10 protein-coding genes and 3 rRNA genes are annotated in these 15,630 nt (G+C 64.2%); all 13 read right to left on the bottom strand.

Features of this window, described 5'->3' with window-relative positions:
- Positions 1-112: 112 nt before the first annotated feature.
- The 13 genes from KXD98_RS13275 to KXD98_RS13215 all read right to left on the bottom strand — a co-directional run bounded on the left by KXD98_RS13275 (position 113) and on the right by KXD98_RS13215 (position 15,629).
- Positions 113-1,054, bottom strand: coding sequence for a copper transporter (locus tag KXD98_RS13275; RefSeq protein ID WP_260764870.1), 942 nt, complete (start codon positions 1,052-1,054; stop codon positions 113-115).
- Positions 1,055-1,064: 10 nt separating this feature from the next.
- Entirely contained in the window at positions 1,065-2,249 is a 1,185-nt protein-coding gene (gene steA, locus KXD98_RS13270) for a putative cytokinetic ring protein SteA (RefSeq protein ID WP_260764868.1), read from the bottom strand.
- 92 nt (positions 2,250-2,341) lie between these two features.
- On the bottom strand, positions 2,342-4,120 hold the full coding sequence (recN, locus tag KXD98_RS13265; protein ID WP_260765182.1) for a DNA repair protein RecN: 1,779 nt from the start codon (positions 4,118-4,120) through the stop codon (positions 2,342-2,344).
- Positions 4,120-5,043: an NAD kinase gene (locus tag KXD98_RS13260; protein WP_260764866.1), complete on the bottom strand. Its 924-nt coding sequence runs from the start codon at positions 5,041-5,043 to the stop codon at positions 4,120-4,122. The genes recN and KXD98_RS13260 overlap by 1 nt, the downstream gene beginning before the upstream one ends.
- Positions 5,040-5,846 carry a TlyA family RNA methyltransferase gene (locus KXD98_RS13255; protein WP_260764864.1) on the bottom strand — a complete coding sequence of 269 codons (807 nt, stop codon included), beginning with the start codon at positions 5,844-5,846 and terminating at the stop codon, positions 5,040-5,042. The genes KXD98_RS13260 and KXD98_RS13255 overlap by 4 nt, the downstream gene beginning before the upstream one ends.
- A gap of 5 nt (positions 5,847-5,851) precedes the next feature.
- Positions 5,852-6,007: a hypothetical protein gene (locus KXD98_RS13250; RefSeq protein ID WP_260764863.1), complete on the bottom strand. Its 156-nt coding sequence runs from the start codon at positions 6,005-6,007 to the stop codon at positions 5,852-5,854.
- A 28-nt stretch (positions 6,008-6,035) separates the two neighbouring features.
- A complete protein-coding gene (locus KXD98_RS13245; protein ID WP_260764860.1) occupies positions 6,036-7,040 on the bottom strand; it encodes an HAD-IIA family hydrolase in 1,005 nt (334 codons plus the stop codon).
- 1 nt (position 7,041) lies between these two features.
- Positions 7,042-7,737 (bottom strand): tetratricopeptide repeat protein, encoded by a 696-nt coding sequence (locus tag KXD98_RS13240; RefSeq protein ID WP_260765181.1) that lies wholly within the window; start codon positions 7,735-7,737, stop codon positions 7,042-7,044.
- Between the two features lie 241 nt (positions 7,738-7,978).
- Positions 7,979-8,091, bottom strand: a 5S ribosomal RNA gene (gene rrf / locus KXD98_RS13235).
- A 94-nt stretch (positions 8,092-8,185) separates the two neighbouring features.
- A 23S ribosomal RNA gene (locus tag KXD98_RS13230) occupies positions 8,186-11,310 on the bottom strand.
- Positions 11,311-11,748: 438 nt separating this feature from the next.
- A 16S ribosomal RNA gene (locus KXD98_RS13225) occupies positions 11,749-13,270 on the bottom strand.
- Together the 16S, 23S and 5S rRNA genes form the textbook arrangement of a ribosomal RNA operon.
- A gap of 454 nt (positions 13,271-13,724) precedes the next feature.
- Positions 13,725-14,999 carry a tyrosine--tRNA ligase gene (gene tyrS / locus KXD98_RS13220; protein ID WP_260764858.1) on the bottom strand — a complete coding sequence of 425 codons (1,275 nt, stop codon included), beginning with the start codon at positions 14,997-14,999 and terminating at the stop codon, positions 13,725-13,727.
- Positions 15,000-15,017: 18 nt separating this feature from the next.
- On the bottom strand, positions 15,018-15,629 hold the full coding sequence (locus tag KXD98_RS13215) for a DNA-3-methyladenine glycosylase (RefSeq protein WP_260764857.1): 612 nt from the start codon (positions 15,627-15,629) through the stop codon (positions 15,018-15,020).
- Position 15,630 lies beyond the last annotated feature (1 nt).

Here is a 15,630-nt window from a genome sequence, read left to right as displayed (position 1 = left end):
ACGGCGCTGGTCCGCGTCCTTGTCGGGGCCTGCCGACCCACGGAACCCCACCCTAACACCGACTTCGACAGGGCGTCGCTGACACGCGGAGGGCAGCGCGGGACCGTCGTGGTTACTGCGGCACGGTGACCGCGGAGGCCCCCTGCCCGACGCCGAACTGACCCGGCTTGCCCCCGGCGACGAGGTCACCCAACGCCAGCGCAGCGGTGATCCGGCCGGATTCGCGGTCGATGTCGTCGACTGTGCTGAACGCGGTGTTCAGGGCCGCGTCCGAGCGCGTCACGGCGACCGCGGCGGTGCCCGAAGCCGAGCCGTCGCGGCCGGCCAACACCGTGCCGGCGCCGTGCTGGGCCAATCCGGCGGTGAACCGGGCCACGGTGGCGCCCTGATTTCCGGCGTCGGCGCCCAACGCCCCGCCGGTCACCACCAGGGCGGTGTCGGCGGCGCCGATGCGGTCGGCTCGGTAGGTGATGAAGCCGGTGTCGCGCAAGGCGGTCAGCACGGTCTCCCGGGATGCCTCGTCGACCGGGCGCGCCTCGGGGCCGGGGTCGGTGAGCAGCGTGATCCCGAGCAAATCGCCGGCCTGTGACCCCTGGTCGACGGTGGCAGTGTTCAGTTGAGCACCGGCGGGCACGATGGGCGAGTTCACCACCGACAGCAGCTTCTCGGCGGCATTGGCCTCGACGAACTGCGCCGTCAACCCGATGGTGCCGCTGACAGTCCCACCCGCCTGTCCGACCAGGCGCATCATCGCGTCGACGTCGTCGTCAGCGGCGTCGGGGGTGCGGAACAGCACGACCGATGTGTCCCGTAGGGTGCCGGCCAAGAGCCGCGGTGCCATCTGCGCATCGAAATCAGCGGCAGCGCTGAGCCTCTCGTTGAGTGCGTTGCGCTCGTCGGTCAGCGTTTCGATCTGCTGCTGCAGCTCGCGTTTGTCGTCACGCAGACCCGAGAGCACAGTGTTCGACAGCAGACCCGAACCCAGCGCCACGCCGATGGCCAGAGCCAAGAAGACCGCGGCCAGCGAGATGGCGTGCGTGCGCAACGAGATCACCGGAGAACTCCTACGAGACCAGGCCTTGCGCCCACAGCAGGAACTGGCTCCAGTACCCGCTGATCCATTCCAGGACGGCGGCATCGGCACGCGAGACCCACAATGCGGCGATCACCGCGATCAGCATCGCCAGCACCAGCAGCGCGATCGCCCCACCGGAGACACGGCTGCGGTACAGCGTCGCAACAGCTTTCGAGTCGACGAGCTTCTCCCCGACCTTCAGTCGGGTCAGGAAGGTCGACGGGTTGCTGCGCTGGCGAGTGCGGTCGAAGAACTCTTCGATGCTGGCGCTGTGCCCGACGGTGACGATCAGCGATGCACCGTGGTGGTCGCACAACAGCAGCGCCAGATCCGCCGCCGACCCGGCAGCGGGGAAGGTCATCGCCCCGACACCGAGGTCCTGGATGCGCTCCAGGCCCGCGGCATGTCCGTCAGAGTCGGCCGGCAGGACCACCTGGGCGCCGCACTGCAGCACCTCGGTGCTGATCTTGTCGGGGTCACCGACGATCAGCGCAGGGCGGTAGCCGGCCTTGCGCAGCACGTCGGCACCGGTGCCCACCCCGACCAGGACCGGTTGGTACTCCTTGATGAACGGCTTGAGCGCTTTCAGATCGGCTGCGGCACTGGACTCTTCGGCCACGATCACCACATGGCGGCGGTTCAGGTCGATGTCGACGTCGGGGATGCCGATGCCGTCGATGAGCAGCGGGCTCTCGCTGCGGATGAACTCGATGGTGTTGCCGGTGAACGCCTCCAGATGGGCGACCAGACCGCTCTTGGCCTCCTGCATCAACTCGTGCACGTCGGCGTCGGTGCGTTCGGTGCCGAGCACCAGTCGGCGGTCCCCAGAGTAGACACCGCCTTCGTTGAGTCGGATCCGGGCGCCGTCCTTGACCTTCTTGAAGACTTCCGGACCGGTCTCGTCGACCAGCATGATGCCGTTGGCGACCAGTACCTCAGGACCCAGATTCGGGTAGCGGCCGGAAATCGACGACGAGGCGTTGACGACCCCGGCGACGTTGGCCTCGACAAGGGCGTCGGCGGTGATCCGGTCCAGATCCATCGCGTCGATCACGACGATGTCGCCGGGGGTGATGCGGCGCAGCAGCCGATCGATGTCGCGATCCACTCGGGCAGTGCCGGTGATGCCCGGCCGTGTGCTGGCGTTACGGGAGAGCAGCGCTGACATCTTCATGCCGCGATTCTGATCAGTTCCACCTGATTTTGGCGGAGGCGCGCCGTAACAGCAGCCTCATTAGTTCATTCTTTTCACACCAGTCACAAGCGTCAGGTTGTCTGGTCCCGGTCCGATCGCGCGGCGTCGAGCAACTCCCGGGCGTGCGCGCGGCCGCTGTCGGACTCCCCCAGTCCGGCCAGCATGCGTGCCAGTTCGGCCACCCGTTCGCTGTCCTCGAGCCGACGCACGCCGCTGGACTTGGCGCGCTTGGCGGTCGCCGCCTCGACGCCCTCGATCACCAGATGCACATCGGCGTAGGCCGCGACCTGCGGCAGGTGCGTGACGACGATGACCTGGTGGGTACGGGCCAGGCGGGCCAGTCGACGCCCGATCTGCACCGCGGCACGCCCGCCCACCCCGGCGTCGACTTCGTCGAACACCATCGTGGTGCCTTCGGTCGACGCAGCCAGCACCACCTCCAGGGCCAGCATCACGCGTGACAGTTCACCGCCGGAGGCACTCTTGTGTAGCGGCAGGATGTCCGAGCCATGGTGCGCGGCGAATCCGAACTCGACGATGTCGACACCGTCGCGACCGGCGTGCACGGTTTCTCCTGAGGGCAGCGGCAGCGGTGCGCTGTCCTCGGCGCGTGCGATCAGCGGGGACACCGTGATGGTGAAGTTTGCACCCGACATCGCCAACCCCGACAGCTCTGCGGTGACAGATTTGGACAGTCCGCGCGCCGCTTTTGTCCGCGCCTTGCTGACCTCCACAGCCGCGGTCACGACCGTGGCCTGCAACTCCTCGACGCGGCGTTCCAGGCTGCTCAACGTCTCCTCGGAGACGTCGAGCTGGCCGAGCCGCTCGCGAGCTTGGCCGGCCCACTGCAGCACACCGTCGATGTCGGCGGCGTACTTGCGCGTCAGCGTCCGCAATTCGGCCTGGCGGGCCAGCTTCGTCTCCAATGCACTGGCATCGCTGGGTAACTCCGAGATGAAATGGCCGAGCTCGCCGGACACGTCGGCAAGCACCGCCAGCGCCGCGTCGAGCTGCTCGGCCAACGCTTTGAGCAGCGAGTCGTCGGTGCTCTCCAGTGCCGTGCGAGCCTGCCCGACGGCACTGGCCGCCGACTGTGCATCGACGCTGTCCGTGAGCTCACCGTCACCGGACAGCGCGGACCGGGCGGTTTGTACTGCGTCGCGCAGCGCATCCAGCTCGGAGAGTCGACGGATATCGTCGACCAGGTCGACATCCTCACCGGGTTGTGGGTCCAGCACGTCGATCTCGTTGAGCCCGAACTGGAGCCGGTCGGCTTCCTGGGCCAGCTCCCGAGTGCGCCGCCGGCGGTCCTCGAGGTCACGTTTGGCCTGCAACCATTCATCCCGTGCTGCGCGGTAACGGGCCAGCGGAGAGTCCACCGCGGCGTAACGGTCCAGCGCCGCGCGTTGGTGATCCGGGCGCATCAACCGCAGCTGGTCATTCTGGCCGTGCAGGGTCAACAGCTCACCGGTGAACTCGCTCAATGATTTCGCCGGGACGCTGCGGCCACCGAGGTAGGCCCGCGACGGGCCCTCGCGGCTCACAGAGCGGGCCGCGATAATGCTGCCGTCGTCGTCGCGTTCCGCTCCCGAGGCATCCAGGATCTCATCGACCCGAGCGACGACATCGCCGAGGTCGGTGGTGGAGAATCGGCCTTCGACCACCGCCCTCGGCGCGCCGGAGCGGACCTTGGTGGCGTCGGCGCGCGCACCGCCGAGCAGATGCAGTCCGGTGACGACCATCGTCTTGCCGGCACCGGTTTCCCCGGTGAGCACGGTGAAACCGCGGTCGAACTCCGCGGTCGCGGCGCTGAGAGCGCCCAGCGACTCGATACGAATCTCGGATAGCACTACTGTCCGCGCCACCCTTTGACCGGCAAGCGGAACTTGCGCACCAGACGATCGGTGAACGGGGCGCTGTCCAGACGCACCCACTTCAGCGGTGTCGCGCAACGTGTCACCTCAAGACGGCCGCCCGCAGGCACCACCATCTCGCGACGACCGTCGCAGAACACCACGGCGTCGTGGCCGTCGGCTTCGACCTCGATCGCGATCAGCGCATTGGGGCTGGTGACCATCGGGCGGGCGAACAACGCGTGGGCGTTGTTGGGGACCACGATGATGGCCTCCAGATCAGGCCAGAGCACTGGGCCGCCGGCCGAGAAAGCGTAGGCCGTGGAGCCCGTCGGTGTGGAGACCAGAACCCCGTCACAGCCGAACGACGAGACCGGCCGGCCGTCGACCTCCAAGACCACGCCCATGACACCGAGGCGGGGCGCCTTCTCCAGGCTGGCCTCGTTGAGCGCCCAGCCGCGGGCGAGCAGCCGGCCTTGCGCGCGTACCGCGACGTCGAGGGTCATCCGCTCTTCGACGACGTAGTCGCGTCCGACGATGGCCTCGAGCACGGTGTCGATCGAATCGGCTTCAGCCTCGGCGAGGAAGCCGATGCGGCCGAGGTTGACTCCCAGCACCGGGATCTCGGCGTTGCGGGCGAGCTCAGCAGCCCGCAGAAAGGTGCCGTCCCCACCCAGCACCAGCACCAGCTCGCACCCGGCCGCGGCGCACTGGTCGGCGTCGACGACCTCGATGTCGGGTCCGAGCACTCGGGTGTCGTCGGGCGCCAGCGGGACCGGGCCGCGGTCGACGGCCTCGGCCGAGAGCACCCGCAACGTGATGGCATTGTCGCTGAGCACCTTCTTGACGCGTCGGGCCACCTCGGTCGCATCGTCGCGACCGGTGTGCACGACCAACAGGATGGTGCGCTCAGCGCTCATTGCGGACCCTCCTCGACGGCAGTGCCGATCGCGGCCTCGAGATCGGCACCGGTCAGCGCGGCGGCGGTGTCGGCGCGCAGATGCAGGAAATACTCGACGTTGCCGGCCGGGCCGGGCAGCTGGCTGGCCGTCACCGCGACGGTGTGCCAGCCGATTTCACCGGCCCGGTGGGACACCGAACGCACCGCATCGGCACGCAGGCACGGGTCGGTCACCACTCCGCCTGCCCCGACGCGCTCCTTGCCCACCTCGAACTGCGGCTTCACCATGGGAACGATATCGGCGGTCAGCGACGCGCAGGAAGTCAGCGCCGGGAGCACCGTGGACAGCGAGATGAACGACAGATCGGCGACCACCACGTCGACCGGGCCACCGATGCTGTCCCCGGTGAGCTCCCGGACGTTGGTGCGCTCCATGACCGTCACCCGAGGGTCGTTGCGCAGCGACCATGCCAGCTGCCCGTATCCGACGTCGACCGCGACGACCTCGCGCGCGTTGCGGTCCAGCAGCACCTCGGTGAAACCCCCGGTCGACGCCCCCGCGTCCAGGCAGCGGCGATCGGCGACCGGAATGCCGAACGTGTCGAGCGCTCCGATCAGCTTGTGCGCGCCTCGCGAGACCCAGGTGGTTTCCCCCGCCTGAACGGTCAGTCGCGCGTCGACCGAGATAGCTGTGGCGGGCTTGTTTGCGGGCATCCCGTTGATGCAGACCCGCCCGGCGCCGATCAGCTCGGCAGCCTGCTGACGGGAACGAGCGAGACCGCGCCGCACCAGCTCGGCGTCCACACGTGCGCGCCGCGTCATGAGGATCAGCTCTTCTCGACTGATTCCAGCGCCCGCACCAGCATGTCGTGGGCTTCCTCCAGGCGGGTGGCCACATCATCGAGTTCGGACACCGACGGTTCGGTCTGATCGCCGAGCAACTCGGCGATCTGGGCACGGATCTGGTCGGGATCGTTACTCATGTCGGTGCACACGCTAGTCGATGCCGACTCAGAGCAGCGACCAGCGGGCCATGGCCTGTCGGGCCGTGTCATCGGCTGCCGTCAGAGGTCGGGGCCGCACCGCGGGGGTGGCGGTCCACACCGCGGCGGCGATGGCGCGGACCACCGACAGCGGTTCTGTGGAACCGTTGCCGGGGGTAGCGCGCACGACCACCGCGTCGGCATCGACGTCGACGTGCCAGTCCGGCTGGGTCCCGATCCGCAGCACCTCGGCCTCGACGCTGATCGCGCGAAGATCCTCGGCGATGAAGTCGGGACGCTGATCGGGCTCGGCCCAGATCGCATCCACGGCCGTGTGCACGCCGCACAGCACCATCAAGCTGGGCAGCGCCGCGGCCCGGGCGCCGGCGATGTCGGTGTCCAACCGGTCACCGACCACCAATGGTGTACGAAAGTCGCCGCGGGACAGAGCATCTCTCATCAACGCGGGCGCCGGTTTGCCCGCCACCTGCGGTTCGCGATCGGTGGCGGTGCACAGTGCGGCGACCATCGACCCGTTGCCCGGCAGCAACCCCCGCTCCGAGGGCAGCGTCTTGTCGACGTTGGCCGCAACCCATAGCGCGTCGCTGCGAATAGCCAGTGCCGCCTCGGCAAGGTCGGGCCAGCTGGTCGATGGCGAATGCCCCTGGACGACAGCGGCGGGATCGTCGGCCCACTGACGTACCGGCGTCAGGCCCACCGCGCTCACCTCGTCGGCCAGCGCTTCGGTGCCCACAACCAGGACCTTGGTGCCCGAAGGGAGTTGTTCGGCCAACAGCCGAGCCGCGCTCTGCGCACTGGTGACTACGTCGTCGGCAACCGCCGCGAAGCCCAACTGGCTCAGATGCTCGGCCACCTGCGCCGCCCCGCGCGAGGCGTTGTTGGTGACGTAGAGGACCCGTGCCGCCACCGTCGCCAACGTCTCGACCGCACCCGGGGTGGGTTGGTGTCCGCGGAACACCGTCCCGTCGAGATCGAGCAGCAGACAATCATGCTGCTGCACAAGGGAAGCCACGTCAGGACAACTCCGTGACGCGGTCTTCGGCGTCGGTGACGCCTTCGAGATCGGCCGCGGCAGCACGCAGGAACCACTGCAGCGCCTCGTCGGCGCGTCCGAGAACCAGCAGCGTGTCGGCATAGGCGTAGAACAACCGCGCCGCGGTTTGACCGCTGCGGGACGGATCGAGCTCCGGTGTGGCCAATACGGCCAGTGCGGCGTCGTGCTGGCCGAGATCCGAACGTGCGCCGGCGATGACGATCTTCAACTCATCGGCGTCGTCTCCGGTCAGCGCGGCGGCTTCGGCGCTGCGGCCCAACTCGATGGCGCGCTCGGGGCGTCCGATGCCTCGTTCGCAGTCGGCGATCAAGGCCAACAGCGGTGATCGGCTGCCCATCCGACGCGCGGCGCGAAATTCGGCCAGCGCCTGAGCCCAGTCACCACAGTGATACGCAGCGATTCCGACAGCTTCGCGCACCGCAGCGATGCGGCCGGAGCGAGCGCGGGCGGCCTGGGCGTGGGCCAGCGCGGCTTCAGGATCGTCGTCGAGCAGTTCCCCCGCGGCAACGAGATGTCGTGCCACCATGTCGGCCGTGCCACGATCCAATGTGGTGAGCTCGCCGCGAATCTCGGGTGCGAGTTGTCGGGCTTCGATCTCGTCGGGAATGCGCGGCCCCTTGGGCGTTGTGTCCTCCGCATCCGGCCTGGGCTGCACCGGCCGGGCCCGGCGCGGACCCGACGAACGGGGCGCCGACCGGCGATCATCCCGCGGGCGCTGCCGGCGGGCATCGGCACCGCGACGTGGGGGCCGGTCGCCCTGACCGCGCTGATCGTCTTGAGACACGCAGAAAAGGATACGGGCTGGGCCTAAAGGCACACAATTGAAGCAGTTTCAATGGCGCGCGAGAAAAGGAAATCGCCCCCCAGGTAATCGTGGGGGGCGATTTCTAATGTGTGTTCGGCGGTGTCCTACTTTTCCGCCCGTGTGGGCAGTATCATCGGCGCTGGCAGGCTTAGCTTCCGGGTTCGGGATGGGTCCGGGCGTTTCCCTGCCGCTATTACCGCCGTAACTTTATTCACTTTTTGGGTGAAGTCTTTGTGTGTTTTGGTGGTGGGGTGTGGTCGTTGTGTTTGACCGTGGTGTGGTTGCGAGGTTTTGGGTTTGTTGTAAGTTTTCGGCCGGTTAGTGCCAGTTCCCTGAGCGCATTGCTGCGTGTGTAGGTCTGGTCTATCGATCCCGTGGTCTGCGGGGGGCCTTATCCCTCCTAGAGGGTGAGAAGCCTGGTCTTGGAGAAGGTTTCCCGCTTAGATGCTTTCAGCGGTTATCCTGTCCGAACGTGGCTATCCAGCGGTGCCCCTGGTGGGACAACTGGTGTACCAGAGGTTCGTCCGTCCCGGTCCTCTCGTACTAGGGACAGCTTTCCTCAAGCTTCTGACGCGCGCGGCGGATAGAGACCGAACTGTCTCACGACGTTCTAAACCCAGCTCGCGTGCCGCTTTAATGGGCGAACAGCCCAACCCTTGGGACCTGCTCCAGCCCCAGGATGCGACGAGCCGACATCGAGGTGCCAAACCATCCCGTCGATATGGACTCTTGGGGAAGATCAGCCTGTTATCCCCGGGGTACCTTTTATCCGTTGAGCGACACCCCTTCCACTCAGAGGTGCCGGATCACTAGTCCCGACTTTCGTCCCTGCTTGACATGTCCGTCTCGCAGTCAAGCTCCCTTGTGCACTTACACTCAACACCTGATTGCCGTCCAGGTTGAGGGAACCTTTGGGCGCCTCCGTTACTTTTTAGGAGGCAACCGCCCCAGTTAAACTACCCACCAGGCACTGTCCCTGAACCGGATAGACGGTTCGAGGTTAGAGGCCCAATACGATCAGAGTGGTATTTCAACAACGACTCCACAATCACTGGCGTGACTGCTTCATAGTCTCCCACCTATCCTACACAAACCGTATCGAGCACCAATACCAAGTTGTAGTGAAGGTCCCGGGGTCTTTTCGTCCTGCCGCGCGTAACGAGCATCTTTACTCGTAATGCAATTTCGCCGAGTCTATGGTTGAGACAGCTGAGAAGTCGTTACGCCATTCGTGCAGGTCGGAACTTACCCGACAAGGAATTTCGCTACCTTAGGATGGTTATAGTTACCACCGCCGTTTACTGGGGCTTAAATTCTCCGCTTCACCCCCGAAGGGGTTAACGGGTCCTCTTAACCTTCCAGCACCGGGCAGGCGTCAGTCCGTATACATCGTCTTGCGACTTCGCACGGACCTGTGTTTTTAGTAAACAGTCGCTTCTCACTGGTTTGTGCCACCCCCTCCCGCTTGGGCCGCAAGGGCTTACACGGTGTGGAGGTCCCCCTTCTCCCGAAGTTACGGGGGCATTTTGCCGAGTTCCTTAACCATAGTTCACTCGTACGCCTTGGTATTCTCTACCTGACCACCTGTGTTGGTTTGGGGTACGGGCCGTGTGTGTGCTCGCTAGAGGCTTTTCTCGACAGCTTAGGATCACCGAATTCGCCTCAATCGGCTATGCATCACCTCTCAGGATATGTGAGATCCGGATTTGCCTAGATCTCTCCCTACAGGCTTACCCCAGTATTACCACTGACTGGTACGGCTACCTTCCTGCGTCACCCCATCGCTTGACTACTACCCATCCGGGTCCCGCGCAGCCGGCAGACCCGTCACCCCGAAGGGATCAGTGATCCGCCTTTTGGGCGGTTAGCAGAACAGATTCGTCAGGGACGCTCACACACGGGTACGGGAATATCAACCCGTTGTCCATCGACTACGCCTGTCGGCCTCGCCTTAGGTCCCGACTCACCCTGGGCGGACTGGCCTGGCCCAGGAACCCTTGGTCTTTCGGCGGGCAAGGTTCTCACTTGCCTAATCGCTACTCATGCCTGCATTCTCACTCCCACACCCTCCACCACTCGATCACTCGGTGGCTTCACCGGATGCAGGACGCTCCCCTACCCAGCACACACAAGGTGTGCTGCCGCGGCTTCGGCGGTGTGCTTGAGCCCCGCTACATTATCGGCGCACAATCACTTGACCAGTGAGCTATTACGCACTCTTTCAAGGGTGGCTGCTTCTAAGCCAACCTCCTGGTTGTCTTCGCGACTGCACATCCTTTTCCACTTAGCACACGCTTAGGGGCCTTAGCCGGCGATCTGGGCTGTTTCCCTCTCGACGCACGGAGCTTATCCCCCGCCGTCTCACTGCCGCATTACACCGTGTCGGCATTCGGAGTTTGGCTGACGTCAGTAACCTAGTAGGGCCCATCGGCCATCCAGTAGCTCTACCTCCGACACGAACACTGCGACGCTGCACCTAAATGCATTTCGGGGAGAACCAGCTATCACGGAGTTTGATTGGCCTTTCACCCCTACCCACAACTCATCCCCTCAGTCTTCAACCTAAGTGGGTTCGGGCCTCCACGCGGTCTTACCCGCGCTTCACCCTGGCCATGGGTAGATCACTCCGCTTCGGGTCCAGAACACACCACTACACCAGCCCCTCCGGACTGGATACGCCCTATTCAGACTCGCTTTCGCTACGGCTACCCCACCCGGGTTAACCTCGCGACATGTCCCTGACTCGCAGGCTCATTCTTCAAAAGGCACGCCATCACCCCACACCAAAAGGCGAGAGCTCTGACGGATTGTAAGCGCACGGTTTCAGGTACTCTTTCACTCCCCTCCCGGGGTACTTTTCACCATTCCCTCACGGTACTAATCCGCTATCGGTCACTAGGAAGTATTCAGGCTTACCGGGTGGTCCCGGCAGATTCACAGCAGATTCCACGGGCCCGCTGCTACTCGGGAACATTCCACGAAAGCCGTTGAGTTTTCGTCCACGGGGCTCTCACCCTCTCCGGCAGGCCATCCCAGACCACTTCAACTAACCCAACGGTTTATCACTTTCGCCCTCATCGGCGGATGAGAGAAGAAACGCCCCACAACACCGCACACACAACCCCCGCCGGGTATCACATGCACACGGTTTAGCCATCCTCCGCTTTCGCTCGCCACTACTCACGGAATCACGGTTGTTTTCTCTTCCTACGGGTACTGAGATGTTTCACTTCCCCGCGTTCCCCCCTGCACCCTATATATTCAGATGCAGGTGACACGACATCACTCGTGCCGGGTTTCCCCATTCGGACATCCTCGGATCCACGCTCGGTTGGCAGCTCCCCGAGGCATATCGCAGCCTCCCACGTCCTTCATCGGCTCCTAGTGCCAAGGCATCCACCATGCGCCCTTAAACACTTACAACACAAAACCAAAAAATGAGTCACCTGAACACTCCCGCCGAAACGAAAGCCCCAGGCTCATCAGAAAATTTGCATTACATGAAATGACAACCCACACAAGAACACCCACCCCCACAAGGAAGGCAGGCCCTCATACAAGTCACCATCTCGATGCTCGCAACCACTATCCACAAATCAAACACCACACCCCACCACCAAAGCAGGGCAACAACACGCCTCCCACCACACGCAGTGGCCAGGGAACAACGGGCTTGTTGTCTCAAAGCCCAATAGTGTGTCCGGTGATTCCATCGACACGATGTTTCCCACACCGCATCTCAACGTCTGTCGTGCACCAAACCCCCACCCACTACAGGCGCGGGGCTATCCACTCGAATCGCCTGACAATCGGCTGATCCCGCGATCTACGGGGCCGGCCAGGTCTCGTGGTGCTCCTTAGAAAGGAGGTGATCCAGCCGCACCTTCCGGTACGGCTACCTTGTTACGACTTCGTCCCAATCGCCGATCCCACCTTCGACGGCTCCCTCCCACAAGGGGTTAGGCCACCGGCTTCGGGTGTTACCGACTTTCATGACGTGACGGGCGGTGTGTACAAGGCCCGGGAACGTATTCACCGCAGCGTTGCTGATCTGCGATTACTAGCGACTCCGACTTCACGGGGTCGAGTTGCAGACCCCGATCCGAACTGAGACCGGCTTTGAAAGGATTCGCTCCACCTCACGGCATCGCAGCCCTTTGTACCGGCCATTGTAGCATGTGTGAAGCCCTGGACATAAGGGGCATGATGACTTGACGTCATCCCCACCTTCCTCCGAGTTGACCCCGGCAGTCTCTCACGAGTCCCCACCATAACGTGCTGGCAACATGAGACAAGGGTTGCGCTCGTTGCGGGACTTAACCCAACATCTCACGACACGAGCTGACGACAGCCATGCACCACCTGCACACAGGCCACAAGGGAACCGACATCTCTGCCGGCGTCCTGTGCATGTCAAACCCAGGTAAGGTTCTTCGCGTTGCATCGAATTAATCCACATGCTCCGCCGCTTGTGCGGGCCCCCGTCAATTCCTTTGAGTTTTAGCCTTGCGGCCGTACTCCCCAGGCGGGGTACTTAATGCGTTAGCTACGGCACGGATCCCAAGGAAGGAAACCCACACCTAGTACCCACCGTTTACGGCGTGGACTACCAGGGTATCTAATCCTGTTCGCTCCCCACGCTTTCGCTCCTCAGCGTCAGTTACTGCCCAGAGACCCGCCTTCGCCACCGGTGTTCCTCCTGATATCTGCGCATTCCACCGCTACACCAGGAATTCCAGTCTCCCCTGCAGTACTCCAGTCTGCCCGTATCGCCCGCACGCCCACAGTTAAGCTGTGAGTTTTCACGAACAACGCGACAAACCACCTACGAGCTCTTTACGCCCAGTAATTCCGGACAACGCTCGGACCCTACGTATTACCGCGGCTGCTGGCACGTAGTTGGCCGGTCCTTCTTCTCTCACTACCGTCACTTGCGCTTCGTCGTGAGCGAAAGGGGTTTACAACCCGAAGGCCGTCATCCCCCACGCGGCGTCGCTGCATCAGGCTTGCGCCCATTGTGCAATATTCCCCACTGCTGCCTCCCGTAGGAGTCTGGGCCGTATCTCAGTCCCAGTGTGGCCGGTCACCCTCTCAGGCCGGCTACCCGTCGTCGCCTTGGTAGGCCATCACCCCACCAACAAGCTGATAGGCCGCGGGCCCATCCCACACCGCAAAAGCTTTCCCCCACCAGGCCATGCGACCAGCAGGGTATATCCGGTATTAGACCCAGTTTCCCAGGCTTATCCCAAAGTGCAGGGCAGATCACCCACGTGTTACTCACCCGTTCGCCACTCGAGTACCCCGAAGGGCCTTTCCGTTCGACTTGCATGTGTTAAGCACGCCGCCAGCGTTCGTCCTGAGCCAGGATCAAACTCTCCAAACAAAAAACATTCAGAACAAGCCTGACCAAACAAAAGACACCAAAACTGGCATCAAAAAAACCACACCCCTAAACGGGAAAAAGAAGTGCGGCAAAAAAACAACAAACAAAAACCACCAAACACACTATTGAGTTCTCAAACAACACACCCGCTCGACCGCGCGACGAACCGCGGCGTTTAAGCCGCTGTAGGTCGTCCGGACGATCAGGAACCCACCGAAGTGGGTTTCCCTCTGGGAGTCGGCCGCGCTCTCCGGGCTGGGCCCGTGTCGCGGCGACTCCGATAAGTTACGTCAGGGATAACGCAGAGTCAAATCGCCTGCTAGGACGCCTATTTCAGATTGGATGCCGCGTGCGGCACCGATCGGTGCATTGACTCTGAGTTGGTCAACGTCGGGTAACACCGGGTTGTTCCCGAAAGCTCGAAATTGCCGCATACCAGTTTTCACGGGTCTCGTCAGCGGACACGCTCGACGCCGGCGATGTTGCGTTTACCACGTCGGACCACCAACCACTTGCCGTGCAAGAAGTCCGCGTCCCGGGGGAACCAGTCGTCAGTGGCGATCTTCACGTTGTTCACCGCGACGCCGCCTTCGGCAAGGGTCCGCCGTGCCGCGCCTTTACTGGCCGACAGCCCGGTAGCGACCAACAAGTCGATGATCGAATCCGCTCCCCCCGGTTCGAGCCGGGCCACCGAGGCCTCACGCAGCGCTGCAGCGAGCGTCGACTCATCAAGCGAGGTGAGCTCGCCTCGTCCGAACAATGCCTGGCTGGCGTGCTCCACCGACGCCGTCGCCGACGCACCGTGCACCAGTGTGGTCAGCTCGCGCGCCAGCCGCCGCTGGGCGGCGCGTTCGTGAGGGCGCTGCGCGGTCGCCTGCTCCAACTCACTGAGTTGCTCTGCGTCCAGAAACGTGAACCACCGCAGGTAGCGGACAACGTCGGCGTCGGAGGTGTTGATGAAGTACTGGTACCAGGCGTATGGGCTGGTCATGTCGGGGTCCAACCAGAGGCTGCCGCCGCCGGTGGACTTGCCGAACTTGCGGCCCTCGGAGTCGGTCACCAGTGGGGTGGTCAGCGCATGCACCGTGGTGCCGCACTTCTGCCGGACCAGGCGCACGCCGGCGATGATGTTTCCCCACTGGTCGGACCCGCCGACCTGCAGCGTGCAACCGAACCGCTGATGCAGTTCGACGAAGTCGTTGGCCTGCAGCAACATGTAGCTGAACTCGGTGTAGGAGATCCCCTCGCCGTCGAGCCGGCGCCGCACGGTGTCGCGGTCGAGCATCACGTTGACCGAGAAATGCTTGCCGATGTCGCGCAGGAACTCGATCGCCGACAACTGGGACGTCCAGGACAGATTGTCGGCGATCAGCGCGCCGGTCGGTGAGTCGTCGAACTCCACGAACCGCTCGAGCTGTCCTCGGATGCGTCCGGCCCATTCGGCTACCGTGTCGGCGGTCTGCAGACTGCGTTCGCCTACGTCACGAGGATCGCCGATCATCCCGGTCGCGCCGCCGGCGAGCACGATCGGGCGGTGGCCGGCCTGCTGGAACCGGCGCAAGGTGAGCAACGGGATCAGGTGACCCGCGTGCAGGCTCGGCGCCGTTGGGTCAAATCCCGAATACACCGTCACCGGACCACCGGCCAATGCCTGTCCGAGTACATCGCGGTCGGTGGATTGGGCAACCAGCCCGCGCCACTGGAGATCCTCGAGGATGTCGCTACCCACGTCGTCGATCTTTCCGCATCAGTCGCTGAGCCCCGGACCCGGTGCCCGTGGACTGCGCCGGTAGGCCGACACCTCGGGGTGGCCGGGCAGCCACATCCGCCACGGCCGGTCGGCGGCCTTGCTCACCCCGACCCGGGGCCCGGTGTCACCGACCCGCAGCGTATTGAGCGACAGCCGAACCGGCGAGCTCGGATCGAAGAGGTCAACCCCGTTGTCCTCCATCGTGATGCCGAGTGCCGAGCAGAGGTTCCCGGGGCCCCGCGCCAGCGCAGCGGGCTTGACCTGTTCACCGCGCCGGCGGCTGGCAACCTCGACGCCCCGGTGGACGACCGCGGCACGCAGCAGCACCGCTGCGGCCACCCCGTCGCTCCCGCACGCCACGTTGGCACAGACATGGATTCCGTGGCTGCGATAGGCATAGAGCCGTCCGGGCGGACCGAACATCACGGCGTTACGCAGTCCGGGTCCGCCGAACGAGTGCGCTGCGGCATCCGGCCATGGGCCGTCGGCCGGGCCGCCATAGGCTTCGACCTCGACGATGACGGCGTCGACCTGGCGACCGATCAGGTTCGACCCCAGCAGCAGCCGCGCTGCGGTCAATGGGTCGACCGCGAGTTCCTCGGCAGACACC

Source organism: Mycobacterium sp. SMC-4 (assembly GCF_025263265.1).
Taxonomy (GTDB): domain Bacteria; phylum Actinomycetota; class Actinomycetes; order Mycobacteriales; family Mycobacteriaceae; genus Mycobacterium.
This window is presented reverse-complemented; position numbering and strand designations above follow the sequence as displayed.

Excerpts from the sequence above, each read along its gene's own strand:
- steA (WP_260764868.1), bottom strand. The coding sequence starts at position 2,249 with ATGAAGATGTCAGCGCTGCTCTCCCGTAACGCCAGCACACGGCCGGGC.
- KXD98_RS13260 (WP_260764866.1), bottom strand. The coding sequence starts at position 5,043 with ATGAGCGCTGAGCGCACCATCCTGTTGGTCGTGCACACCGGTCGCGAC.
- KXD98_RS13255 (WP_260764864.1), bottom strand. The coding sequence starts at position 5,846 with ATGACGCGGCGCGCACGTGTGGACGCCGAGCTGGTGCGGCGCGGTCTC.
- KXD98_RS13250 (WP_260764863.1), bottom strand. The coding sequence starts at position 6,007 with ATGAGTAACGATCCCGACCAGATCCGTGCCCAGATCGCCGAGTTGCTC.